The sequence below is a fragment of the Mycobacterium sp. G7A2 genome (assembly GCF_041902445.1).
In the GTDB taxonomy this organism is placed as follows: domain Bacteria; phylum Actinomycetota; class Actinomycetes; order Mycobacteriales; family Mycobacteriaceae; genus Mycobacterium.
Window position 1 is genome coordinate 5,405,237 of the sequence record NZ_CP169251.1, and the last position, 21,764, is coordinate 5,427,000.

At 68.1% G+C, this 21,764-nt stretch carries 23 protein-coding genes and 1 pseudogene; 10 read left to right on the top strand and 14 right to left on the bottom strand.

The window, feature by feature from the left end; all coding sequences use genetic code 11:
• The first annotated feature begins 10 nt into the window (after window positions 1-10).
• From ACEWX3_RS25740 to ACEWX3_RS25750, 3 genes are all read left to right on the top strand, one after another.
• Entirely contained in the window at window positions 11-982 is a 972-nt protein-coding gene (locus tag ACEWX3_RS25740; protein ID WP_152515255.1) for a glutamate ABC transporter substrate-binding protein, read from the top strand.
• The gene (locus tag ACEWX3_RS25745) at window positions 979-3,267 is read left to right on the top strand and encodes a serine/threonine-protein kinase PknG (RefSeq protein ID WP_207068713.1); all 2,289 of its coding nucleotides are present in this window, start codon (window positions 979-981) and stop codon (window positions 3,265-3,267) included. Before ACEWX3_RS25740 ends, ACEWX3_RS25745 begins: the two co-directional genes overlap by 4 nt.
• Window positions 3,268-3,529: 262 nt before the next feature.
• Window positions 3,530-3,988 carry an STAS domain-containing protein gene (locus ACEWX3_RS25750; RefSeq protein ID WP_221350142.1) on the top strand — a complete coding sequence of 153 codons (459 nt, stop codon included), beginning with the start codon at window positions 3,530-3,532 and terminating at the stop codon, window positions 3,986-3,988.
• Here ACEWX3_RS25750 and ACEWX3_RS25755 read toward each other — a convergent pair.
• The 4 genes from ACEWX3_RS25755 to fgd are packed head-to-tail and all read right to left on the bottom strand — an operon-like array spanning window position 3,923 to window position 9,235.
• Window positions 3,923-5,089, bottom strand: coding sequence for an acetate kinase (locus tag ACEWX3_RS25755; RefSeq protein ID WP_374158083.1), 1,167 nt, complete (start codon window positions 5,087-5,089; stop codon window positions 3,923-3,925). The genes ACEWX3_RS25750 and ACEWX3_RS25755 overlap by 66 nt on opposite strands.
• On the bottom strand, window positions 5,086-7,182 hold the full coding sequence (pta, locus tag ACEWX3_RS25760) for a phosphate acetyltransferase (RefSeq protein WP_374158084.1): 2,097 nt from the start codon (window positions 7,180-7,182) through the stop codon (window positions 5,086-5,088). The genes ACEWX3_RS25755 and pta overlap by 4 nt, the downstream gene beginning before the upstream one ends.
• Before the next feature lie 54 nt (window positions 7,183-7,236).
• Window positions 7,237-8,208, bottom strand: a complete 972-nt coding sequence (locus ACEWX3_RS25765) for an endonuclease/exonuclease/phosphatase family protein (RefSeq protein WP_374158085.1) — start codon at window positions 8,206-8,208, stop codon at window positions 7,237-7,239.
• A gap of 16 nt (window positions 8,209-8,224) precedes the next feature.
• Window positions 8,225-9,235 carry a glucose-6-phosphate dehydrogenase (coenzyme-F420) gene (gene fgd / locus ACEWX3_RS25770; protein ID WP_163672820.1) on the bottom strand — a complete coding sequence of 337 codons (1,011 nt, stop codon included), beginning with the start codon at window positions 9,233-9,235 and terminating at the stop codon, window positions 8,225-8,227.
• 23 nt (window positions 9,236-9,258) lie between these two features.
• On the opposite strand from fgd, the gene ACEWX3_RS25775 reads away from it, so the two are divergent.
• Window positions 9,259-10,008 carry an MBL fold metallo-hydrolase gene (locus ACEWX3_RS25775; protein WP_374158086.1) on the top strand — a complete coding sequence of 250 codons (750 nt, stop codon included), beginning with the start codon at window positions 9,259-9,261 and terminating at the stop codon, window positions 10,006-10,008.
• A gap of 1 nt (window position 10,009) precedes the next feature.
• On the opposite strand, the gene ACEWX3_RS25780 is transcribed toward ACEWX3_RS25775, so the two are convergent.
• Both ACEWX3_RS25780 and ACEWX3_RS25785 read right to left on the bottom strand, forming a co-directional pair.
• A complete protein-coding gene (locus ACEWX3_RS25780; protein ID WP_207068724.1) occupies window positions 10,010-10,273 on the bottom strand; it encodes a hypothetical protein in 264 nt (87 codons plus the stop codon).
• Between the two features lie 36 nt (window positions 10,274-10,309).
• Window positions 10,310-10,822 (bottom strand): GNAT family N-acetyltransferase, encoded by a 513-nt coding sequence (locus tag ACEWX3_RS25785; protein ID WP_152515247.1) that lies wholly within the window; start codon window positions 10,820-10,822, stop codon window positions 10,310-10,312.
• Between the two features lie 388 nt (window positions 10,823-11,210).
• Here ACEWX3_RS25785 and ACEWX3_RS25790 point away from each other — a divergent pair, with 388 nt between their 5' ends.
• The 3 genes and pseudogenes from ACEWX3_RS25790 to ACEWX3_RS25800 all read left to right on the top strand — a co-directional run.
• Window positions 11,211-12,326, top strand: a complete 1,116-nt coding sequence (locus tag ACEWX3_RS25790; RefSeq protein ID WP_374158087.1) for a hypothetical protein — start codon at window positions 11,211-11,213, stop codon at window positions 12,324-12,326.
• Between the two features lie 115 nt (window positions 12,327-12,441).
• Window positions 12,442-13,977, top strand: a complete 1,536-nt coding sequence (locus ACEWX3_RS25795) for a helix-turn-helix domain-containing protein (protein ID WP_374158088.1) — start codon at window positions 12,442-12,444, stop codon at window positions 13,975-13,977.
• Between the two features lie 88 nt (window positions 13,978-14,065).
• A pseudogene (locus ACEWX3_RS25800) lies at window positions 14,066-14,239 on the top strand (glyoxalase superfamily protein); the annotation flags it as partial.
• 5 nt (window positions 14,240-14,244) lie between these two features.
• Here the strand turns inward: ACEWX3_RS25800 and ACEWX3_RS25805 are convergent.
• Both ACEWX3_RS25805 and ACEWX3_RS25810 read right to left on the bottom strand, forming a co-directional pair.
• Window positions 14,245-14,649 (bottom strand): SRPBCC family protein, encoded by a 405-nt coding sequence (locus ACEWX3_RS25805; RefSeq protein WP_221350942.1) that lies wholly within the window; start codon window positions 14,647-14,649, stop codon window positions 14,245-14,247.
• Window positions 14,650-14,681: 32 nt separating this feature from the next.
• Window positions 14,682-15,014, bottom strand: a complete 333-nt coding sequence (locus ACEWX3_RS25810) for a helix-turn-helix transcriptional regulator (protein WP_207069212.1) — start codon at window positions 15,012-15,014, stop codon at window positions 14,682-14,684.
• Between the two features lie 86 nt (window positions 15,015-15,100).
• Here ACEWX3_RS25810 and ACEWX3_RS25815 point away from each other — a divergent pair, with 86 nt between their 5' ends.
• The 3 genes from ACEWX3_RS25815 to ACEWX3_RS25825 are packed head-to-tail and all read left to right on the top strand — an operon-like array spanning window position 15,101 to window position 17,458.
• Window positions 15,101-15,799 carry a maleylpyruvate isomerase N-terminal domain-containing protein gene (locus ACEWX3_RS25815; protein WP_374158089.1) on the top strand — a complete coding sequence of 233 codons (699 nt, stop codon included), beginning with the start codon at window positions 15,101-15,103 and terminating at the stop codon, window positions 15,797-15,799.
• Window positions 15,800-15,809: 10 nt separating this feature from the next.
• The gene (locus ACEWX3_RS25820; protein ID WP_374158090.1) at window positions 15,810-16,553 is read left to right on the top strand and encodes a DUF899 family protein; all 744 of its coding nucleotides are present in this window, start codon (window positions 15,810-15,812) and stop codon (window positions 16,551-16,553) included.
• Between the two features lie 32 nt (window positions 16,554-16,585).
• Complete coding sequence (locus ACEWX3_RS25825; protein ID WP_374158091.1) at window positions 16,586-17,458, top strand: SDR family oxidoreductase; 873 nt, start codon at window positions 16,586-16,588, stop codon at window positions 17,456-17,458.
• Window positions 17,459-17,462: 4 nt separating this feature from the next.
• Here ACEWX3_RS25825 and ACEWX3_RS25830 read toward each other — a convergent pair whose 3' ends face one another.
• The 6 genes from ACEWX3_RS25830 to ACEWX3_RS25855 are packed head-to-tail and all read right to left on the bottom strand — an operon-like array spanning window position 17,463 to window position 21,694.
• Entirely contained in the window at window positions 17,463-17,888 is a 426-nt protein-coding gene (locus ACEWX3_RS25830; RefSeq protein ID WP_374158092.1) for a hypothetical protein, read from the bottom strand.
• Entirely contained in the window at window positions 17,889-19,118 is a 1,230-nt protein-coding gene (locus tag ACEWX3_RS25835) for an O-succinylhomoserine sulfhydrylase (RefSeq protein WP_374158093.1), read from the bottom strand.
• Window positions 19,115-19,528, bottom strand: a complete 414-nt coding sequence (locus ACEWX3_RS25840; RefSeq protein ID WP_207069218.1) for a rhodanese-like domain-containing protein — start codon at window positions 19,526-19,528, stop codon at window positions 19,115-19,117. Before ACEWX3_RS25840 ends, ACEWX3_RS25835 begins: the two co-directional genes overlap by 4 nt.
• Before the next feature lie 19 nt (window positions 19,529-19,547).
• Complete coding sequence (locus ACEWX3_RS25845; RefSeq protein WP_207069219.1) at window positions 19,548-19,991, bottom strand: lumazine-binding protein; 444 nt, start codon at window positions 19,989-19,991, stop codon at window positions 19,548-19,550.
• Complete coding sequence (purT, locus tag ACEWX3_RS25850; protein ID WP_374158094.1) at window positions 19,988-21,175, bottom strand: formate-dependent phosphoribosylglycinamide formyltransferase; 1,188 nt, start codon at window positions 21,173-21,175, stop codon at window positions 19,988-19,990. Before purT ends, ACEWX3_RS25845 begins: the two co-directional genes overlap by 4 nt.
• A gap of 57 nt (window positions 21,176-21,232) precedes the next feature.
• Window positions 21,233-21,694: a MarR family winged helix-turn-helix transcriptional regulator gene (locus ACEWX3_RS25855; RefSeq protein WP_374159959.1), complete on the bottom strand. Its 462-nt coding sequence runs from the start codon at window positions 21,692-21,694 to the stop codon at window positions 21,233-21,235.
• Window positions 21,695-21,764 lie beyond the last annotated feature (70 nt).

Below are 21,764 nucleotides of genomic sequence, written 5' to 3' on the forward strand. Positions count from 1 at the left end.
CGGCTACACGATGAGAAGAGCATGGGCATCCCTGGCAGCGGCGGCACTGCTGACCGTTCTGACCGCGTGCTCGGAGGCGGCTCCGGTGGTTCCGGATCCGGGGGTGACGCTGGCGCCGCCCACGCCCGCCGGCATGGAGGAACTGCCGCCGGAGCCGGCCCAACCGCCGACGCCGGCCGAGGACGACTGCGACCGCACCGCGAGCCTGCGCCCGTTCGACACCGAGGAGGAGGCTGACGAGGCCGTCGCCAACATCCGCAAACGTGGACGGCTGATCGTCGGCCTGGACATCGGCAGCAACCTGTTCAGCTTCCGGGACCCGATCACCGGCGAGATCACCGGCTTCGACGTCGACATCGCCGGGGAGATCGCGCGCGACATCTTCGGCACCCCGGCCCAGGTGGAGTACCGGATCCTGTCCTCGGCCGACCGCGTCTCGGCGCTGGAGAACAACGAGGTCGACGTCGTGGTCAAGACGATGACCATCACCTGCGCGCGCAAGGAGCTGGTGAACTTCTCCACGGTGTACCTCAACGCCAACCAGCGCATCCTGGCGCCCCGCGACTCGCCGATCCGCCAACCCGGCGACCTGTCCGGCAAACGGGTGTGCGTGGCCAAGGGCACCACGTCGCTCAACCGGCTCCAGCAGATCACCCCGCCGCCGATCATCGTCGGGGTGGAGACCTGGGCGGACTGCCTGGTGGCGATGCAGCAGCGCCAGGTCGACGCGGTCAGCACCGACGACTCGATCCTGGCCGGCCTGGTCGCCCAGGACCCCTACCTGCACATAGTGGGCCCCACGCTGAACGAAGAGCCCTACGGCATCGGGATCAACAAGCAGAACACCGGGCTGGTGCGCTATGTGAACGGGACGCTGGAGCGGATCCGCCGCGACGGCACGTGGAACACGCTGTACCGCAAGTGGCTGACCGTGCTCGGGCCCGCCCCGGCCCCGCCCCGCGCGAGGTACGTCGAAGAATGACCGAGCCCAACAACACCGACGACACCGACGACCTGGTGGACCCCGGCACCCAGCCGGCCAGCCTCGACGAGATGGACATGGAGTCGGTGGCCACGATGCGGCCGATGTCCACCCAGGCGGTGTTCCGGCCCGATTTCGACGACGACGATGACGACCTGCTGGTGCACACCGGGGACACCGAGCCGCAGGAGCACACCACGACGCTGACCCGCAACCTGGCGCCGACCCGGCGCCTGGGCGGCGGGCTGGTCGAGATCCCGCGGGTTCCTGCAGTCGATCCGCAGGCCGCGCTGATGGTCAACCCGGTGGTGGCCGAGTCGAAACGGTTCTGCTGGAACTGCGGACGGCCGGTGGGCCGGTCCACACCGGCCGGCAAAGCCCTGTCCGAGGGCTGGTGCCCGCACTGCGGCAGCGCGTACTCCTTCGTGCCGCAGCTGGGCGTCGGGGACATCGTCGCCGACCAGTACGAGATCAAGGGCTGCATCGCCCACGGCGGGCTGGGCTGGGTGTATCTGGCGTTCGACAAGAACGTCAACGACCGGCCGGTGGTGCTCAAGGGGCTGGTGCACTCCGGCGACGCCGAAGCCCAGGCGATCGCGATGGCCGAGCGCCAGTTCCTGGCCGAGGTGACCCACCCCGGGATCGTCAAGATCTACAACTTCGTCGAGCACGACGACAAGCACGGCAACCCGGTCGGCTACATCGTGATGGAGTACGTCGGCGGCACCTCGCTGAAGCAGGCCACCCGGCTGACCCGGTCCGACGGCGTCCGGCTGGAGGTGGCCGAGGCCATCGGCTACATGCTCGAGATCCTGCCGGCGCTGGGCTACCTGCATTCCATCGGCCTGGTCTACAACGACCTCAAGCCCGAGAACATCATGGTCACCGAGGACCAGCTCAAGCTCATCGACCTCGGTGCGGTGTCGCGGATCAACTCGTTCGGCTACCTGTACGGCACCCCGGGCTATCAGGCCCCCGAGATCGTCAAGACCGGCCCCACCGTCGCCACCGACATCTACACGGTGGGCCGCACGCTGGCCGCGCTGACGCTGCGCCTGCGCACGCGCAACGGGCGCTACGTCGACGGTTTGCCGGAAGACGATCCGGTACTGGCCACCTACGACTCGTTCGGCCGGCTGCTGCGCCGCGCCATCGACCCGGACCCGCGACGCCGCTTCGCCACCGCGGAGGAGATGTCGAGCCAGCTGATGGGTGTGCTGCGCGAAGTGGTGGCCCGCGACAGCGGAGTGCCCCGGCCCGGCCTGTCGGGGGTGTTCAGTCCGTCCCGGTCGACGTTCGGCATCGACCTGCTCGTCGCGCACACCGACGTCTACGTCGACGGACAGGTGCACTCGGAGAAGCTGACCGCCCAGGAGATCGTCAAGGCGTTGCAGGTTCCGCTGGTCGACCCGACCGACATCGGGGCGGCGGTGTTGTCGGCAACCGTGCTGAGTCAGCCTGTGCAGACGCTGGATTCGTTGCGGGCGGCCCGGCACGGCGCGCTGGACTCCGACGGCGTCGACCTCAGCGAGTCGGTGGAGCTGCCACTGATGGAGGTCCGCGCGCTACTGGATCTCGGCGACGTCGCCAAGGCCACCCGCAAGCTCGACGACCTGGCCGAGCGGGTCGGGTGGCGGTGGCGGCTGGTGTGGTTCCGCGCCGTCTCCGAGCTGCTGACCGCTGACTACGATTCGGCGACAAAGCATTTCAGCGAGGTGCTGGACACCCTGCCGGGCGAGTTGGCCCCCAAGCTGGCCCTGGCGGCCACCGCGGAGCTGAGCGGATCGGCCGACGAGCGCACGTTCTACGACACCGTCTGGTCCACCGACCACGGGATCATCTCGGCCGGATTCGGGCTGGCCCGCGCGCTGTCGGCGCAGGGCGAGCGGGACGCCGCCGTGCGCACACTCGACGAAGTGCCCGCCACGTCAAGGCATTTCACCACCGCCCGGCTGACGAGCGCGGTCACGCTGCTGTCCGGTCGTTCGGCCAGTGAGATCACCGAGAAACACATCCGCGACGCCGCACGGCGCGTGGAGGCCCTGCCCGACACCGAGCCGAGGGTGCTGCAGATCAGGGCGCTGGTGCTGGGAACCGCGATGGACTGGCTGTCGGACAACACCGCCAGCACCAACCACATCCTGGGTTTCCCGTTCACCGAGCACGGCCTGCAACTCGGCGTGGAGGCGTCGCTGCGCAGCCTGGCCCGGGTGGCGCCCACCCAGGCCCACCGCTATGCGCTCGTCGACCTGGCCAACAGCGTGCGGCCGACGTCGACCTTCTGAATCGCCCCAGCAACCACGGATTCGGTTGCTGGACGCCCCGGCCGTCCCCGCCGACCGCGGGCCACCCGCGAAATTACATCGCTGTGGTCAATAAACCTGCAGTTCAGGCGGTTTCTGGGAGTTCCCCAGAGCCAGTTCCCAAACTGCGGATTCCGTAGTAGCGTGAGCGGCCTGGTGACGTCATCGGCTTTGAGAAACCTAGGGCCCGTTTCCTGACGGCAGCCACAGTGCGAATCACAGATTCCGACTGAGGGAGGCCACCATGCCCTTTCTTGAATCATCGGCCGACCCGGGCACGCAGCGGGTGTTCCGCCCCGATCCCCGGGCGTTCGCGCTGCGCGAAGAGCACCGCTGGGCCACGTTCTCCACGGCCCAGCATCCCCCCGACACGGTCGTGGTGACGATCCACGGCGAGATCGACGCATCCAACAGCGCCGCACTGGCCCGCTACGTCGAGCGTCGTCTCGGTGCAGCCGAGAAGCTGGTGCTGGACCTGCAGACCGTGCAGTTCTTCGCCGCGTCCGGTTTCGCCGCGCTGACCCACCTCAACGTCATCTGCGAGCGCGCCGGGGTGCGCTGGTCGGTGCTGCCCGGCCCGCACGTGGACAGGCTCCTGCGGGTCTGCGATCCGCGCCGGGAACTTCCCGTGGACCGGTCAAGCGTCCATAACCTGCGCACACGCCCGCGCGATCGCCAACTCCTCGTTGGTGGGAATCACTAGCACCGTCGTCGGCGCCCCCTCGGGCGAGATCCTCCGGGCCGCGCGGCTCGGGCTGTCGTTGAGGTGCTCGTCGAGTTCGATCCCGAACGCGGTCAACCCGGTCAGCGCGTCCCGGCGCACCGCGGCGTCGTTCTCCCCGACACCGGCGGTGAACGTGATCACGTCGACGGTGCCGAGGATCGCCAGGTAGGCCCCGATGTACTTGCGCAACCGGTGGATGTAGGCGTCGTAGGCCAACCGCGCGGCCGCACTGTCCTCACCGTCACCGGAGTCGATGCGTTCGTGCAGCACCCGGAAGTCGACCTCGCCGCCCAGCCCCCGCACCCCGGAGCGGCGGTTGAGCATGGTCTCGATGTCCTCGACGCTCATGCCGGCGGTGCGCCACAGGTAGAAGATCAGGCCGGGGTCCACGTCGCCGGAACGGGTGCCCATCACCAGGCCCTCCATCGGGGTCAGGCCCATCGAGGTCTCGACCGGCCGGCCTCCGACGATCGCCGACGCCGACGCCCCGTTGCCCAGGTGCAGCACGATCTGGCTCAGGGTGTCCGTGCCGACGCCCAGGAACGCCGCCGCCTGCTCGCTGACGTAGTGGTGTGAGGTGCCGTGGAAGCCGTACCGGCGCACATGCCACTGCTCGGCGATGTCCCGGTCGATGGCATACGTCGCCGCCGCGGGCGGCAGGTCGTGGAAGAACGCGGTGTCGAACACCGCGATGTGCGGGAGATCGGGCAGCGCCCGCCGGGCCACCTCGATCCCGAGGATGGCCGGCGGATTGTGCAGCGGGGCAAGGGGGGCGAGCTCCTGCAGCCGGGCGATCAGCGCGTCGTCGACGACGGTCGGCTGGTACAGGTCGGGGCCGCCGTGCACCACCCGATGCCCGACCGCCTCGAGACCGAGGCTGTCCAGGTCGTGCCCGTCGTCGGCCAGCGCGTCGAACACCACCTGCATCGCGGCGGCGTGATCGGCGACGCCGCCCTGCTCGACGTCCTCGCCGATGCGCTCGACGATGCCCTCGGCCACCAATGCGCCCGAATCCGGTTCCAGCACCGCATACTTCACCGACGACGAGCCGGAGTTGAGGACCAGCACCGAGCGGGTCATCGCAGGATTCCCTGGGCCTGGATGGCGGTGATCGCGACGGTGTAGACGATGTCCTCGACCAGTGCGCCGCGGGACAAATCGTTGACCGGCTTCTTGAGCCCCTGCAGCACCGGGCCGATGGCGATAGCACCCGCGCTGCGCTGCACGGCCTTGTAGGTGTTGTTGCCGGTGTTGAGGTCGGGGAAGATCAGCACGGTCGCGTGGCCGGCCACCTGCGAGTCCGGCATCTTGGTCGCCGCCACGGACGGCTCGACGGCGGCGTCGTACTGGATGGGCCCCTCGACGAGCAGCTCGGGTTCGCGGCTTCGCACCAGTTCGGTTGCCTTCCTGACTTTCTCGACGTCGGCTCCGGTTCCCGACGTGCCGGTCGAATAGGACAGCATCGCCACGCGGGGCTCGATGCCGAACTGGGCTGCCGTGCGCGCCGACGAGATCGCGATGTCGGCGAGCTGCTCGGAGGTCGGGTCCGGCACGATCGCGCAGTCGCCGTAGGCGAGCACCTCGTCGGCCAGGCACATCAGGAAGATGCTCGACACCGTCGAGACGTCCGGCAGGGTCTTGATGATCTCGAAGGACGGCCGCACCGTGTGCGCGGTGGTGTGCCGGGCACCGGAGACCATGCCGTCGACCATGTCGTTGTAGACCAGCATCGTGCCGAAATACGAGACGTCGTGGATGGTCTCGCGGGCCTGCTCGACCGTCACGCCTTTGTGCTTGCGCAGCTCCGCGTACTGTTCGGCGAACTGGTCGCACAGTTCGCTGCGGCGGGGGTCGAGCACGGCGGCCGCCGACAGGTCCACCCCGAGCTCGGCGGCGCGGGCCCGAACCTGGGCCTCCTCGCCGAGGATGGTCAGGTCGGCGACGCTGCGCTGCAGCAGCCTGCCCGCCGCCCGCAGGATGCGGTCGTCGTCGCCTTCGGGCAGCACGATGTGCTTGCGGTCCGCACGCGCCCGGTCGAGCAGTTGATAGGCGAACATCTGCGGCGTGACCACCGACGGTATCGGAATCGCCAACTGCGTCAACAGGTCCGCGGTGTCGACATAGGTGTCCATCAGCGTCAGCGCGGTGTCGACCTTGCGGTGCGATCCGGTGGTCACCCGGCCGCGCGTCGCCGCCACCCGGCCGGCCGTCTCGAAGGTGCCGAACCGTGTCTCGATGATCGGCAGGCGCAACCCCAGCCCGCCCACCAGCGCGGCGATCGAGGGATGCAACCCGAGGCCCCCGTTGAGGATCACGCCCGACAGCGACGGAAAGCCCTCCGCGGCATGGGCGCTGAGCACGGCCAGCACGACGTCGGAGCGGTCCCCGGGGGTGATGACCGCCACGCCGTCGGTGAGCCGCTCCAGCACGTGCTCGGCGGTCATGCCCGCCACCAGCACGTCACGGACCTCGCGGCTCAGCAGCTCCGGGTCGCCCTGCAGCAGGCTGCCCTCGACCGAGGTCTGCAGCTCGGCGACCGACGGCGCCACCAGCAGCGGCTCCTCGGGCAGCACGTAGCTCTTCAGGTTCTTCAGACCGGCCGGCTCGCGTTGCTGCAGCGCGTCGGCGATCTCGGCCATGCGCTGCGGGTCGCTGCGGTTGACCACCACGGCCGCGGTGTGCGCGTGCTGGGCGGCGATCTCGTCGACGCACACCTCGACGAGCTTGACGATCTGGTCGGGGGTGCGGTCACGTCCCTTGACGGTGAGCACGACCGGGATACCGAGGTTGGCGGCGATGCGGGCGTTCATGGACAGCTCGCTGGGCGTGGCGACGTCGGTGTAGTCGCTGCCCACCACGACGACGGCGTCGCACTGGTCGGCGACCTGGTGGAAGCGGTCGACGATGTCGGCGATCGCGGCGTCCGGGTCGGCGTGCAGCTGCTGATAGCTCACCCCGACGCACTCCTCGTACGGCAGGCCGGCGGTGGTGTGGTCGAGCAGCAGCTCCAGGATGTAGTCGCGCTGTTCTCCCATGCGCGTGATCGGCCGGAACACGCCGACCTTGGCCGCGGTGGCGGTCAGCCGGTGCAGGATCCCCAGCGCGACGGTCGATTTTCCGGTGTCGCCCTCAGGCGACGCCACGTAGATGGCGGATCTCGGGGCAGCAGGCACACGTCAAAGCCTGCCGTATCGGCCTCCGCGGGGCCACCCTCGCCCCACCGTCGTTCAACTGGCCGTCATGTCCACCGGCACCGCGACCGTGGCCAACAGGCCACGGTGGTCGGCTCCGGGGACCGTGACGGTACGCGCCGACACCGCGGTGGCGTGCTTGACCAGGACGTGGTCGATGCCGATCACCGGGGGCCACCGGCCGCGGCCCGGGTAGGTGCGGGCCAGACCGGCGCCCGCTTCGGCGGCAGCGTCGCCGTAACCCTGCTGCAGCAGTTCGCGGAACGGCGCCATGTCGGCGGTCGCGTTGAAGTCACCGGCGACGATGACGGCGCCTGCCCCGGCCGCGCGGCCGAGCTCGTCGAGGGTCGCGGGAAAGGCGGCGATGTCGTCCAACCACTGGTCGATCGGCTGCGGCCACGGCGCGGCCAGGTGCACCGACAGCACCGTGGTGTCGACGGCCACGCCCGGGATGCGGATGCGGGTGCCCAGCATGGGCAGGGCGTATCCGTCGATGCGGCCCGACTGCACGATGGGGTGCCGGCTCCACAGCCCGATCCCCGACGCCAGCGGCGCAGGCAGGATCACCCGGTGCGGGAACACCGCGTCCATGCCGGCAGCGGTCAGCCCGTCGGCCGCGGACTGGGTCATCTCCTGGACCGCGACGACGTCGGCGGCGTCCTGCGCCAGCGCCACGAGGGCCGCGGGGTCCGCCTGTCCCATACCGAGATTGGTGGTCAGCACGCGTACGTCGGCCGCGGCCTGCTGCGGCTGCTGAGCCGGGAGGTAGCGGGGCGCATAGACCCACACCGAGGCCGCGGTCAGCGCCACCGCAAGCAGGGTCAGCAGCCAGCGCCGCCCCGCCGCCAGCAGGAAGACCGCCACCGGCGCGGCGACGGCGAGATACGGCGCTGCGGCCGCCAGCACCAGACCGGGATGCGCCGAGATCGGCAGATGCCGTGCCGCGACAGCCACCGCCCCGACCGCCAGGGCCAGCAGGCCCAGCACGGTCGCGAGAAATCGGATCATCTCGCTGCGGTCTGGCTCAGGCCAGGCGCCGCAGCCTCGGCTCGAGGTCGCGCTTGAACAGTTCCAGGAAACGCATCTGGTCGTGGCCGGGGGCGTGGAACACCAGGTGGTTGAGACCCCACCCGACGTAGTCCTTGACCTTGTCGACGGCCTCGTCGGGGTCGGAGGCGACGATCCACCGCTTGGCGACCTGCTCGATCGGCAGTTCGTCGGCCGCCTTCTCCATCTCCATCGGGTCGTCGATGCTGTGCTTCTGCTCGGCCGACAGCGACAACGGCGCCCAGAACCGGGTGTTCTCCAGCGCGAGTTCGGGGTCGGTGTCGTAGGAGATCTTGATCTCGATCATCCGGTCGATGTCGTCGGCGTCGCGGTCGGCCTTGTCGGCCCCCTCTTTCACCGCCGGGATGAGCTTGTCCTTGTAGAGCTCCTCACCCTTGCCGGAGGTGCAGATGAAACCGTCGCCGGCGCGCCCGGCGTATTTGGCGACGACGGGTCCGCCGGCGGCGATGTAGACCGGCACGCCGCCTTCGGGGACGTCGTAGATGGAGGCGCCCTTGAGCTTGTAGTACTCGCCGTCGAAGTCGACGCGGTCGCCGAGCCACAGCTCCCGCATCAGCCGCACCGATTCGCGCAGCCGGGCGAAGCGTTCCTTGAACTCGGGCCATTCGCCTTCGTAGCCGGTGGCGATCTCGTTGAGCGCCTCGCCGGTGCCGACACCGAGGAAAATCCGCTGCGGGTACAGGCACGCCATCGTCGCGAAGGCCTGGGCGATGACGGCCGGGTTGTAGCGGAACGTGGGCGTGAGCACCGAGGTGCCCAGGTTGAGGCGCTTGGTGCGTTCGCCGACGGCGGTCATCCAGGCCAGCGAGAACGGTGCGTGGCCGCCCTCGTGGCGCCAGGGCTGGAAGTGGTCGCTGACGGTGGCGGTGTCCATGCCGTGGTCCTCCGCGGCGACCGCCAGTTCGACGAGTTCACGGGGCGCGAACTGCTCCGCCGACGCCTTGTAGCCCAGTTTCAGTTCAGCCATACCTATGTTTCTACACTCGCCAGATGGCACCGGTTCTGACAGCCGTCACCGACCACGTTCATTTCGCCCAGACCGACCTGGTCAACTGGACGCTGGTGACCGGCGACGACGGGGTGATCCTGATCGACGCCGGGTTCCCCGGCAGCCGGGCCGACGTGCTCGCCTCCCTGGGGGAGCTCGGCTTCGGTGTGACCGATGTCCGCGCGATCCTGTTGACCCACGCCCACATCGACCATTTCGGTACCGCGATCTGGTTCGCCCAGACGCACGGCACCCCGGTCTACTGCCACGCCGACGAGGTGGGCCACGCCAAACGCGAGTACCTCGAGCAGGCGTCCCCGCTGGCGGTGGCGGCGCATGCCTGGCAGCCGAAGTGGCTGCGGTGGTCGGCGGCCATCATGCGCAAGGGGGCGCTCACCCACGCCGGCATCCCGAGCACGCTGGCGTTCACCGAGGACCTCGGTGCGGTCCTGCCCGGCGCCCCGGTAGCGGTCCCGACGCCCGGGCACACCGGCGGGCACTGCTCGTATCTGGTCGACGGGGTGCTGGTCGCCGGCGACGCGATCATCACCGGGCATCCGGTGGCCTCGAGGCCGGGTCCGCAGTTGCTGCCGTCGATGTTCAACCACGACGACGCGGCCTGCCGGCGCAGCCTGTCGGCGTTGGGCATGCTCGACGCCGAGGTGCTGCTGCCCGGGCACGGGCCGCTGTGGCGGGGCCCGGTGCGGGACGCGGTTGATCAGGCCATTCGGGCCACCACGGCGGAGCCGTGAATCAAGCCAGCGTGTCGTAGCCGAGCAGGAAGATCGCGGTCAGGCACAGACCGCAGGCGATGACGATGGCGGGCATCAGGATCATGGTGTCGAGTTCGTCGTCGTCGAGCACGTCGTCCTCGAACCGGCCGAACAGCACCCGGGCGATCCCGGTCCGGCGGAACAGGTGCACCAGCCGCCGCACCGGGGCGGTCTCACGCCAGCGGCCGACGAACATCCGGGACAGCCCGCCGAACAGGAAGATCAACGCCGCAGCGGCGAGCATCAACCACCCCACGGTCGCCTGCGACACAGAGCAACCCTATCGGTCGGGCCCGGCCGTGCCCACAGCCTTGACGAACGCGATCGGGTAGACCTCTTCGGCGGGCAGCGGCTCGGCGAGCCGCTGATACCCCAGCGACAGGTAGAGCGCCTCGGCCTCGGGTTGGCGGTCTCCGGTGGTCAGGTAGATCCGCGAGTACCCCCGGCGGACGATCTCGCCCTCCAGGTGGCGCACCAGGTTCTGGCCGTGTCCGCGGCGACGGTGGCGGTGGTCGGTCCAGATCCGTTTCAGCTCGGCGGTGGTGTCGTCGAACCGGCGGAAGGCGCCACCGGTGACCGGCTCGTCGTCGAGCAGCCCGATGAACAGGCCGCCGTCGGGCGGGTCGAATTCCTCGCTCGGGTAGGACCGCAGCCAGGTGTGCACCCGGGTCCGGTTGCCCCCGTAGCGGTCGGCGTACTCCACGGCGAGCTCGTCGATGAGCGGCGCGGCCAGCGGGTCGTCCTGACCGACCGCGACGAAGCGCAGCTGACCGACCGCAGGTTCGGATGTCACACCACCATTTAACGCAGCGCGACCGGTGCTGTTCCGAAGGCACCTAGAAAGGCGGGGGGTCGGCATCCCAGCGACGCTTGTTGACGCCGCGTTCCCAGTTGATGCGGTACGCGCGGTCCTGGGCGCGAGTCCGCTGCCGAGTCGGCATCGCCAGCCTGCGGGTCGGGTCTCCGCTCGGCGGCACCTCGGTGATCGTCAGCGCCTCGGTCGGTGCACCCAGCTGCGGGAAGAACAGGGCACCTTGCGGTTTGGGAGAGGAAAACCATGGTGCCGTCCGGAAGTCGTCGCTCCCACCGACCGCCGGGGCCGCCGAAGAACGTCTTGATCAAATGGTGTTTGCGAAACGCAGGAGAACACTCTGTCGCATCCGGTCGCTACCGTTCAGGTCATGGCGACACAAGGCGCAGCCAACGTCTGGGACAGGGCCCTGGAGAACGTCGAGCGCACAGACGATTCTCCCTCTGGCAGGCTCGCACGGCAGCACGCGATGGCTGGTAACAAGACGGGCATCGAGATGCCCGCCAACTCCTACGAAGTGCTCTCGACCCTCTACACCGCACCCATCGTCGAACTGTGGGCGGCAGATCCGCCCGCCGACCCCGGGCTACGGGAACTTCTCCAGCCGGTCCGCGATGCCGCGAACTTTACGCCGTACGAGCCCTTCGAGCCGCAAGTCGATCGTCTTCTGGAGGCCACCGCGACTGCGCGCGCTGGTCTCGCGGGGGCGGGCGCCACCGCGCTCGCCGCGGACCAGGTCATCGCCGACATGCAGACATGGCTGAAGATCAATCTCCTCGTCGCCGGGACGAGCCATCTCGGCCCACTCAAGGTCATCGACGATGAGATCGCGAAACAGGTGGAACCGGCCCAGTCGGGGTTTCGCCTGCCCCCTCGGCATTGGGACTTCGCGACCAATGAACTCGTCCATCGGCCCACCAAGACATCACTCCCGATGGCCGTGTTCGCCGCGTCGGTCGACCAGACCGTGGCGAACAGCTGGGCTGAGATCCTGCAACCCGATCCGAATGACCAGCCGTGGATCATGAAGCAGTTCGCGGCTCAGCTGATCGTCACCTTCTACACCGAGTGGGAGGAGTACTACCGGCCCGCCCTTGCCAAAGCGCTGGGCTGCAAGCCCGACGACATCAAGCTGGACTACTTCGGCGACGTCCGGAACATGCGCCAGGACTACGTCCACACACGCGGGCTCTGTAGGAACGCTGCGAAGAACAAGATGCTGAAGTGGTTCACCAAGGGCCAGTCGATGATCCCGACACCTGCGAACTACCTCGAATTGTTGACCGAATTCCCTTCGGAGGCACTCAAAGTCAAGCCGCCGGAGTTCGTCAGGGATCGACTCCCAGTCGGGGCGAACGCAAAGGCCGAACTGATCGTCGAGTTCGATAGGGCCGTCGCCGCGTCGGGTATCACGAAGGACGCTGCTCTGGATCAGGCGCTTGCAGCGTGGATTGCTGCCCAAACTGAATCAGGTACAGGAGGCTAGCATCGCTCGATGCTACATCTACCCTGGTCGCGGCCTATTTGTCCGACGCCGGGGGTAACGTGGCCCGACGGGGAATCACGACCAAACCTAGACCTGCTGCGGGGGAAATCAACCGATGATCGTTCCTGACGGGCGTACCGACCCTGAGAAGCTGAACGAAATTCTCGGCAACCCCGAAGAAACGCACCTCGACCTGAAGGCGAAGGTCGATCTGACCGTCTCCGAGGACAAGCTGAAGTTCGTAAAAGATGCGGTGTCGATGTCTCAGCGCCCCCCGGGCGGCTACATCCTCATCGGGGTTGATGACGACGGCAAGCCGTGCATGCCGGTCGGCACCATCACCGACCGAAGTCGATTCGACGGCTCACGAATCGGCGCGCTGATTCGCGGATACATCGAAGGCGAAGTTCACGTTCTCGTCCAGATTCACGAACTCGGCAGCAACGAGATTGTCATGGTGTACGTGCAGCAGAACCGTGACCGCCTGCCCGTGCCCTTCAACAAGGACGGCCAGTACCAGGGCGACGACGGCAAGACCGTGACGGTGTTCCGCAGGGGCGAGATATTTGTTCGTGAAGGTGCCGAAAACGTGCCGATCAGGTACGCGCACTGGCAGGACCTTCTGTCGGCGTACGCCGATAAGATTCGCGGCGAAGCCGGCGCCGCCGCCCAAAACCTGTTGAACGAGGTGTTCGCGGCACGGCAGCAATCCGCAGGTGGCGCGCCTGACGTGCCGCTGCTGATGACCATGGACGAAACCACCTTCGCCGCCGCGATGGTGTCGCTTCTTGAATCAGGCAACGATGTTCGCCTCAGACAGTTCATTAGATCGCTGACCGCGGCGACCGGACCGGCCACGAGCCTCAGCGATTTCACTGCCGCGCTCGACAAGTGGACTGTGTTCTGCGCTCAGGCTTTGTACTTCGAGCGACGAGATCTTGTTGACGACGCTATCAAGAAACTGCGTGACGTCTTCAAGACGTTCGGCGAAGATGAGACCGCGATACGTAAGCGATTCGCGGTGGTAATCCGGATATATGTGCTCGGCTCATTGGCCGTACGCCAAGAGGCGTGGGAGACCGTGAAATCTCTTTCTTTGCAACCAGTTCCCAGCAGTACCAGCTACCCCGACTACATGTACTCGTCATGGATTCGCAACGCGACCGTCCATGTTTCCAGAGCCAACCTCGGCGCCGATCCTGACGATCCGAGTCAGCAAGCACGCGCCGGATTCATCCTCTCGGCGGCGCGCGACCTGATGGTCGAACACGCGGCAATGCGGCCCGACCTAGACGATAGTCAGGTTCCAGCCGAAGAAATCAGGCACGATGACGCTGCGTTGAATTCGTTGTGTGAGTTCGACATCGCGTACTGCGTCGTCGTCGCCTCCATGGGCACAGATCACGGTTCCGCGTACCCGTCGTCGGTTACGTTCGATGAAAATCGCGCAAAGCCAATGGCGCAGCGACTCGTCGCTGACGCTAATATTCGGCATCGAATGCTGCCGGGTGTCGCCGACCCTAAGATCGCATCTGCGATCCACGACATCTACAACCTTGCGATTCAGCAGCCGGGCGGCGGCCGATGGTGGGGCATGCCGCCCAGCGTCGACCTCTGGGTCAGTCAGAACCTCCCAGCGCAGGGCGCGTGACGGCCCGTCTCACGGCTGTAGCGTCCTGATCTGAGGCTCATCGCGTCATGAAGAGGGTTAAGACCAAGGGTATCGCTCTCCGTCGTCTCACGCTCGCGTCTGGGTTCCGGTCAGCGACGTCACCGCACTGCACGAAGAACTTCATGCCACCGGATATCAACGGATGAACCCCGGCATCGACGTCGACTCACCAGGGAGGCCCACCATGGAAGTCATCGACTCGTTCTCCAGCACGATTCGCTTCTGCCAGACAATTCCGTAGAGCCGTCAGCGCCGAGATAGCCGCCCGGCGAGCTGATCGGCGGTGACCTCCCAGCCGTGCTGGTGGTCGTCGAGCGCTTCCCGACTGGGCAGCAGCTCGTGTTCGATCGACATCAGCGTCTGCTTCTCACCGTGCGGGGCGAACTCCACGGTGACGATGCTGCCGGCAGTGGGATCGGCCCAGCCCGAATGACTCCAGGTGAACCGCAACAGCGAGGGCCGGTCCACGGCCAGGAACTGGCCGGCGATCAACACGAGCTCACCGAGGGTGTCGACGTCGAACCGGACCCGTCCGCCGACGTGGGGTTCGACCGTGACCGCCACACACCGCGACGGCCGCGGACACATCCAGTCGGCCAGCGACTCCGGGTCCAGCCATTCGTCGAACACCACCTCCGGCGGAGCAGGCATGATCCGCCGGACACGGGCGACGAACACGTCGGTCACCGTGCTTTCCCCTTACGCCGCAATCGCTCCGACAGCGCATCAGCGCGGTCGGCCCAGAAGGCGTTCTGCTCGTCGATCCACTGCCGGGCCGCCGTGAGGCCGTCCGGTTGCACCGAGAACCAGTGCTCGCGCCCCCGCACCTCGCGGCGCACCAGCCCCGCCGTTTCCAGCACCGCGACATGTCGCGACACGCCCGCGAACGACATCGGCAGTGGCTCAGCCAGATCCGTGAGGCGGGCATCGCCGTCCCGCAGCGTCTCCAACAACCGGCGGCGGGTGGGATCCGCGAGCGCGGCGTACGCCCGATCCAGCACCGAATCTTCAACCATTCTGTTGACTATAGCGGCGGGCCGTGCTGTTCTGGGTAGCAGACGTTCAACTCAAGTGTTGAACTTTCTATCCAGGAGGACAGGCGATGACCACACCCGGAACCGGAGCCGCCACCCAAGTCCAGGACGACGTGTGCCGACTCGCCGACCTGTACTGCGCGACGAAGGACCGGATCGTCGGCCTGCTCGATGATTCGGATGCCGCGCAGTGGAACCGACCGGTGCCGGCATGCCCCGGGTGGTCCGTCCGCGACGTCGTGGCTCACCTGACGGCGGTGGCTCTAGACCTCCTCGACGGCCGGCTGACGGTGCCGCCGTCGGACGCCGAGACTGCTGAACACGTCCGCCGGTTTGACGGATGCGGCGAGGACGAACTGTTCTCCATCTGGGGCGGCGCCGCGGACCGGCTGGTGCAGGCGGCCGCCACGGCCGGCCTGGCACCTCCGCTCGGCGACATCGCCTGTCACGAGCACGACATCCGAGCCGCACTCGGGAAGCCTGGGGCGCGCGACGCCGACTCGGTTCGCTGGACCGCTCACGAACTTCTGGCGATGCTGGAGCCACCCGTGCCGCTCCGGGTGATCACCGAGGACGGTGAGTATCGCAGCGGTCCGCCGCGCGGGGACGAAATACAGCTCCATACCACGCTTTTCGAGACTTTGCGGTGGCGTCTGGGGCGTCGCAGCCGGTCACAGCTGACAGCGATGGACTGGTCGGCAGATCCGGCGCCGGTGCTCGACCACCTGCACCTGTTCGGCCCCGCCCGCACCGACATCATCGAGTGAAAGGACAGTCGTGACCGCGATCCCCGACGACGCAGTACTACCCCGCACCGCTGAGCGCGCGGAGTTCGAAACCGCACTCGCCGGACTGCGACGGCGCGAGAAGGCACACACCCGTGAGGGTGACGCCATCGCCGCGGCACGCAGACGGCTGCCGATGGTGGAGGTCGACCCGAGGATGGAACTGACCGGAGCGGACGGGCCGGTGCCCCTTCTCGACGTCTTCGACGGGCGCAGACAGCTTCTCGCCTACTACTCCATGTGGCATGCGGGCCATCCGGCCGCACAGCAGTGCGAGGGCTGCACGTGGGTGACCACCCAGGTGGCCGAACTGTCCTACCTGCACTCACGCGACATCACGTTCGCGGTGTTCTGCCAGGGCCCCTACCCGGAAAGCGCGCGCTACCGCGAGTTCATGGGATCAACGATGCCCTGGTACTCGGCACTGCCTTCGCTCGATCAACTCCTGATCGGACGCCAGGCGGGAATGATGCACCTCGTCTGCTACCTGCGCGAGGGCGACCGGGTGTTCGAGACGTACTGGACCACCCGGCGCGGAGTGGAGGCGATGGACTACAGCCTGGCGCTGATGGACCTGACGGTCTACGGACGCCAGGAACCGTGGGAGGACTCGCCGCCCGGCTGGCCCCAGCACTGGGGAGGGGACGGCTCCAATTTCCGCGTCGACGGCAGGCCGGCAGCACAGTGGTCGCGGCTGGCGGCGGGACGCTGCGACGACCTCACCCGACCCCTTTGACCCCAAACTTGACACGTGTAAAGTTTCGCGGCATGGACAACATCCGCGGAAAGACGATCGCGATCACCGGTGCCGCCCGGGGCATCGGATATGCCACGGCCGAGGCCCTGCTCAAGCGCGGTGCGCGCGTGGTCATCGGGGACCGCGACGTCGCCTTGCAGGAATCGTCGGTGGCCAGACTCACCAACCTCGGCTCGGTGTCGGGATATCCGCTGGACGTCACCGACCGGGAATCCTTCGCCGCGTTCCTCGACAAGGCCCGCACCGACGGCGGCGGCCACATCGACGTGCTGATCAACAACGCCGGTGTCATGCCGATCGGGCCGTTCCTGGAGCAGTCCGAGCAGTCGATCCGCTCGTCGATCGAGGTGAACCTCTACGGCGTCATCGCCGGTTGCCAGCTCGCATTGCCCGACATGGTGGCCCGCCGGCGCGGTCACATCATCAACATCGCGTCGCTGTCCGGCGTGATCCCGGTGCCCGGCCAGGTCGTCTACGTCGGCGCCAAGTTCGGGGTGGTGGGCCTGTCCGCCGCACTGGCCGACGAGATGGCCCCGCACGGTGTGCACGTATCGGTGGTCATGCCCCCGTTCACGAACACCGAGTTGATCTCGGGCACCCGGGAGACACCGGGCACCAAGCCGGTCGAACCGCACCAAATCGCCGCCGCCGTGGTCAAGACACTCGACAAGCCCAAGACCCACGTCGCCGTGCCGCCGTTCCTGCGTTTCACCGCCCAGGCCGCCCAGATGCTCGGCCCGCGCGGGCGGCGCTGGATGAACAAGAAGCTGGGGCTGGACAGCGTGTTCCTCGAGTTCGACACCACCCAGCGGCAGAGCTACGAGCAGCGCGCGCAGTCAGCGTTGGGCGTGGTCGACGGCGCGAAGGCCGAGGGCGAGAAGTAGGACCCTACTGCTCGAACACCGGCGGCGGGTCACCGGCGCGGTACCCCTCGACGACGTCGAGGTTCTCGAGCAACTCGCCGAGGTCGAACTGGTAGTCGTCGGCGGTGCCCACCAGCAACACGTGGGCGATCTCGCCACCCTCGTCTTCGAGCAGTGCGATCACTGTCGCCCGCATGGTGTCATCGTCGTCCTCGCGGCCGTCCACGTCGACGAACGACGGCGGCCAGAACCACGAGACACCGACGTCGTCGTCCGGGTGCTCGGGATCGTTGAACTGCCAACCCCGCTCGGCCAACCGTGCGTCGAACTCCTCCAGATCGGCGACCACCTCGGCCACTCGCTCCCCCATCCCCTCGGGCAACCAGGTCTGGTCGCGGGCGGCCCGGCGCTTCTTGCGCCGGGCCTTCTTCTGATCCGACCGGCGAGACACCTAACCCAGCGCCCGGTCCAGGTCGGCGATCAGATCGTCGGTGCCCTCCAGCCCCACCGAGATCCGGACCACGGCGTCCCCGAGGCCGATCGCGGCGCGGCCCTCGGGGCCCATCGCGCGATGAGTGGTGGTGGCGGGGTGGGTGATCAACGACTTCGCGTCACCGAGGTTGTTGGAGATGTCGACGATCTGCAGCCGGTCCAGCACCTCGAACGCCCGCTCCTTGCCCCGGCCGTCGGGGGCGTCCAGCTCGAACGTGACGACGGTGCCACCACCGGTCATCTGGCGCTTGGCGAGGTCGTACTGCGGATGCGACTCAAGGAACGGATACCGGACCCACCGCACCCCGGCATGGGATTCCAGGAACTCGGCGATGCGGTGCGCCGAGGCGTTCTGGTGGGTGACCCGCAGTGACAGCGTCTCGAGTCCCTTCAGCAGAGTCCAGGCGTTGAACGGGCTGAGTGCAGGCCCGGTGTGGCGCATCAGCTTCTGCACCGGTTCGTCGATGTAGTCCGTGCCGCCCAGAATGGCACCGCCCAGCACGCGGCCCTGCCCGTCGATGTGTTTGGTGCCCGAGTACACCACCACGTCCGCGCCGAGCGGGAAACCCTGCTGCAGGATCGGGGTGGCGAAGACGTTGTCCAGCACCACTTTCGCCCCCGCCGCATGGGCGAGCTCGCAGACGGCGGCGATGTCGACCAGCGACTGCATCGGGTTCGACGGCGTCTCAAAGAACACCGCCTGCGTCGGGACGGACAGCGCTTCCTCCCACTGCGCGAGGTCCTCACCGTCGACGAACACGGTCTCGACTCCCCAGCGCGGCAGGATCTCGTTGCACACCACGAAGCACGACCCGAACAGGCTGCGCGCGGCGACCAACCGGTCGCCGGCGCCCAGTAGCGCGCCGAGCGAGGTGAACACCGCCGACATGCCCGACGCCGTGGCGAAACAGGCGGGTGCACCCTCGAGCAGCCGCAGCCGTTCCTCGAACATCGACACCGTCGGGTTGCCGTAGCGCGAGTACACGTACCGGTCGATGTCGCCGGTGAACGCCTTCTCGGCGTCGGCGGCGGACTCGTAGACGTACCCCGACGTCAGGAACATCGCCTCGGCGGTTTCCTCGAACCCCGAGCGCAGCAACCCGCCGCGCACCCCGACGGTGGCCTGGCTGACCCCGTCGGGCAGCGGCGCCGGGATGCGCACGGAGGGGACCTGCTCGTCGGCGCTCATGACTGCGTCCAGGGCAGCCCGTCGGCCTTCCATCCGGTGACGCCCCGGTGCTTGTTCTCGTCGAGGTTGCCCTCGAAGCCGTCCAGAATGTTGTACGAGGGCCCGATGCCCGCCTCGGTGGCGGCCTCGGCCGCCCCGATCGAGCGGTTGCCGGACCGACACAGGAACACCACGGGGCGTTGACCAGGGGTGAGCCCGGCGGCCTTGAGATCGTCGACGAAGCCCTCGTTCCGGGTGCCGTCTCCGCGGTTCCACTCGATGTAGACCGCCTCGCGGTGCAGCGACGTCAGATCGGGGACCCCGACGAAACGCCACTCGGCGGCGGTGCGCACGTCCACCAGCGCCGCATCGCTGTTCTCGCTCAGCAGCTTCCAGGCCTCGTGCGGTGTGATGTCTCCGGCATAACCCACGGTCGTGAGTGTCCCACAGCTACCTGGGACCGGTCGAACAGACCTTCCAGACGCCTTCGCGTCGGACCAGGTCGACCTGCACCGTCTCCTTCGTGTCCGAATCCTTGTCGAAGTAGTAGGTCACCTCGGCGGTGGCTCGGTCTCCGGCGACGTTCACCCCGGCCACCCGTTCGACGATGCGTTCACCACGTTGTGCCACCGAATCACGCTGCCGGTCAAGAATTTCTGATTCCTCACCCCACTCCTCGGAGCAGGTGTAGACGAGGAATTCGGCGTAGTTGCGCTGTTGCAGCGCCGCGTTCTGCGCCGACACGGCGCGGGCGATCTGCTGGTCGTCGGTGAGTTCGTCGCCGGAGAAGATGTTGAACAACCAGATTGCGATCACGACGGCGACAATGATCGTCAGCGCACCCAGGAACGGGCCCACGCTGGACCCGGTCGACGAGTCCTCGGGTTCGCTCATCGCGACCTGCGCAGCGCGGTCGCGACCCGGCGGGCGCGGTCGCGGGCGACGATCGGGTCCGGCGCGGTGGCCAGCGCCACCAGCACCGCGCGTCCTGCCTCACCGGCCCCGTCGGCCGCCAGTACCCGGACGTCGCTCTCTGCGACGGCCAGCGCGTCGGCCAGCACCGGCGGGGGGAGCACCGCATCGGCGGAGCCGTGCAGTCCGACCTGAGCACCGACAGAGTCGTGCCGGTCGACCTGCATCGCGGCCGGCGAGATCATGATGGTGTCCACCGGCAGGCCCAGGACGGCGCGGGCATGCAGTTCGAATTGCGACAGCCGCTGCGAGCGCACCGTCACCAGCCCGCTGTCCGACGGCCGCGGACGCACATCGGAGAAGTACACCTCGTCGCCGTGCACCAGCAGATCCACCGCGAACACCCCGCGACCGCCCAGTGAGTTGACGATCCGGGCCGCGATCGACTTCGCCGCATCCAGAGCCGCGGGCGAAAGCTGCTGCGGCTGCCAGGATTCCAGCGTGTCCCCGTCACCGCGGTGGTGGCCGATCGGTTCGCAGAACGACACCGACGGCCCGGCCGCGCCGACCGTGCGCACGGTCAGCAGCGTCACCGCGAAGTCGACCTCCACGACGGACTCGGCGATCACCCGCTTCATGCTCAACGCACCGCCGGCGACCGCGCGCCGCCACGCCGGCTCGACGTCGTCGGGGCGCAGCAGCACCGACTCCCCCTCCCCGGGAACCGCCGCGACGGGCTTGACCACCAGCGGAAAACCCGCGTGCTGGGCGACCGCGCCGAGTTCCTGCGCCGATCCGGCGAACCAGAACGGCGCGGTCGGCAGGCCGAGCTCGTCGGCGGCCAGCCGGCGCAGGCCCTCTCCGTCCAGGGACAGCCGGGCGGTGCGCGGCGTCGGGAACACCTCCAGGTCGTCCCGCTCGGCGAGGCCGACCAGGGCGTCCGTCGCGACCGCGGAGGTGTCGGCCACCACGAAGTCGGGCCGGGACTCGTCGATCAGGGCGGTGAGCGTCGCGGTGTCGGAGTAACCCGGCACGGTCGCCACGTCGGCACCGAGGTGGCGAAACGCCGAGGCCAGTTCGCCGGTCAGGTCCGAGGCGCCCAGCAGCATCACCGAGACCGCACCACGGGAGGCTGTCGGCCCGGTCACTGCGTCATCGTCCGTCATGTCTGCCATCGGATCACCAGCCTGCCAGACGGGACGGCTCGCGCCGTGTCGCCATGCTCAAGCGGGGTTGCCCGCGGTGTCGCCGAGGTCGGTACGGAACGCACCCATCGCGTCGATGAGTGCGCCGAACACCCGGTGCGCGGCGGCGAGATCGCTGTCGGGCAGGTCGGTCAGCGCCGCGTGGGTGTGTTCGGCCAGCGGGGTGAAGAAGTCCCGCCCCACCTGCAGGCCGTGCTCGGCGACCCGCAACTTGACCCGGCGCCGGTCGGCGGGATCGGGATCGCGCAGCAGATGCCCGGACGCGATCATCCGCTCCACCAGGTAGGTGACCGCCGCGGCGGAGGTCCCCATGCGCTGGCGCAGTTCCCCGGCGCTCAGCGGTGTCCCGGCGGTCTCGGCAACCATGACGTGCAGCAGCGCGCGGAAGTCGTTCGCGGTCAGCGCGTGCCGGCCCGCGAACACCTGACCGATCTGGTCGGACTCGGCGTTCATCGCGCGGACGTCGTCGGCGATCAGCATCTCCAGCGCAGGGCGGTCGGGCTCTGGCACCAGCCCACCATAGCCAGAATTTCAATTGATTAATTGTTAA

Bases quoted from the DNA above. Each gene is read 5' to 3' on its own strand.
- ACEWX3_RS25740 (WP_152515255.1), top strand. From the start codon at position 11: ATGAGAAGAGCATGGGCATCCCTGGCAGCGGCGGCACTGCTGACCGTT.
- ACEWX3_RS25745 (WP_207068713.1), top strand. From the start codon at position 979: ATGACCGAGCCCAACAACACCGACGACACCGACGACCTGGTGGACCCC.
- ACEWX3_RS25750 (WP_221350142.1), top strand. From the start codon at position 3,530: ATGCCCTTTCTTGAATCATCGGCCGACCCGGGCACGCAGCGGGTGTTC.
- ACEWX3_RS25755 (WP_374158083.1), bottom strand. From the start codon at position 5,089: ATGACCCGCTCGGTGCTGGTCCTCAACTCCGGCTCGTCGTCGGTGAAG.
- ACEWX3_RS25765 (WP_374158085.1), bottom strand. From the start codon at position 8,208: ATGATCCGATTTCTCGCGACCGTGCTGGGCCTGCTGGCCCTGGCGGTC.
- fgd (WP_163672820.1), bottom strand. From the start codon at position 9,235: ATGGCTGAACTGAAACTGGGCTACAAGGCGTCGGCGGAGCAGTTCGCG.
- ACEWX3_RS25775 (WP_374158086.1), top strand. From the start codon at position 9,259: ATGGCACCGGTTCTGACAGCCGTCACCGACCACGTTCATTTCGCCCAG.
- ACEWX3_RS25780 (WP_207068724.1), bottom strand. From the start codon at position 10,273: ATGCTCGCCGCTGCGGCGTTGATCTTCCTGTTCGGCGGGCTGTCCCGG.
- ACEWX3_RS25790 (WP_374158087.1), top strand. From the start codon at position 11,211: ATGGCGACACAAGGCGCAGCCAACGTCTGGGACAGGGCCCTGGAGAAC.
- ACEWX3_RS25795 (WP_374158088.1), top strand. From the start codon at position 12,442: ATGATCGTTCCTGACGGGCGTACCGACCCTGAGAAGCTGAACGAAATT.
- ACEWX3_RS25805 (WP_221350942.1), bottom strand. From the start codon at position 14,649: ATGCCTGCTCCGCCGGAGGTGGTGTTCGACGAATGGCTGGACCCGGAG.
- ACEWX3_RS25810 (WP_207069212.1), bottom strand. From the start codon at position 15,014: ATGGTTGAAGATTCGGTGCTGGATCGGGCGTACGCCGCGCTCGCGGAT.
- ACEWX3_RS25815 (WP_374158089.1), top strand. From the start codon at position 15,101: ATGACCACACCCGGAACCGGAGCCGCCACCCAAGTCCAGGACGACGTG.
- ACEWX3_RS25825 (WP_374158091.1), top strand. From the start codon at position 16,586: ATGGACAACATCCGCGGAAAGACGATCGCGATCACCGGTGCCGCCCGG.
- ACEWX3_RS25835 (WP_374158093.1), bottom strand. From the start codon at position 19,118: ATGAGCGCCGACGAGCAGGTCCCCTCCGTGCGCATCCCGGCGCCGCTG.
- ACEWX3_RS25845 (WP_207069219.1), bottom strand. From the start codon at position 19,991: ATGAGCGAACCCGAGGACTCGTCGACCGGGTCCAGCGTGGGCCCGTTC.
- purT (WP_374158094.1), bottom strand. From the start codon at position 21,175: ATGACGGACGATGACGCAGTGACCGGGCCGACAGCCTCCCGTGGTGCG.
- ACEWX3_RS25855 (WP_374159959.1), bottom strand. From the start codon at position 21,694: ATGCTGATCGCCGACGACGTCCGCGCGATGAACGCCGAGTCCGACCAG.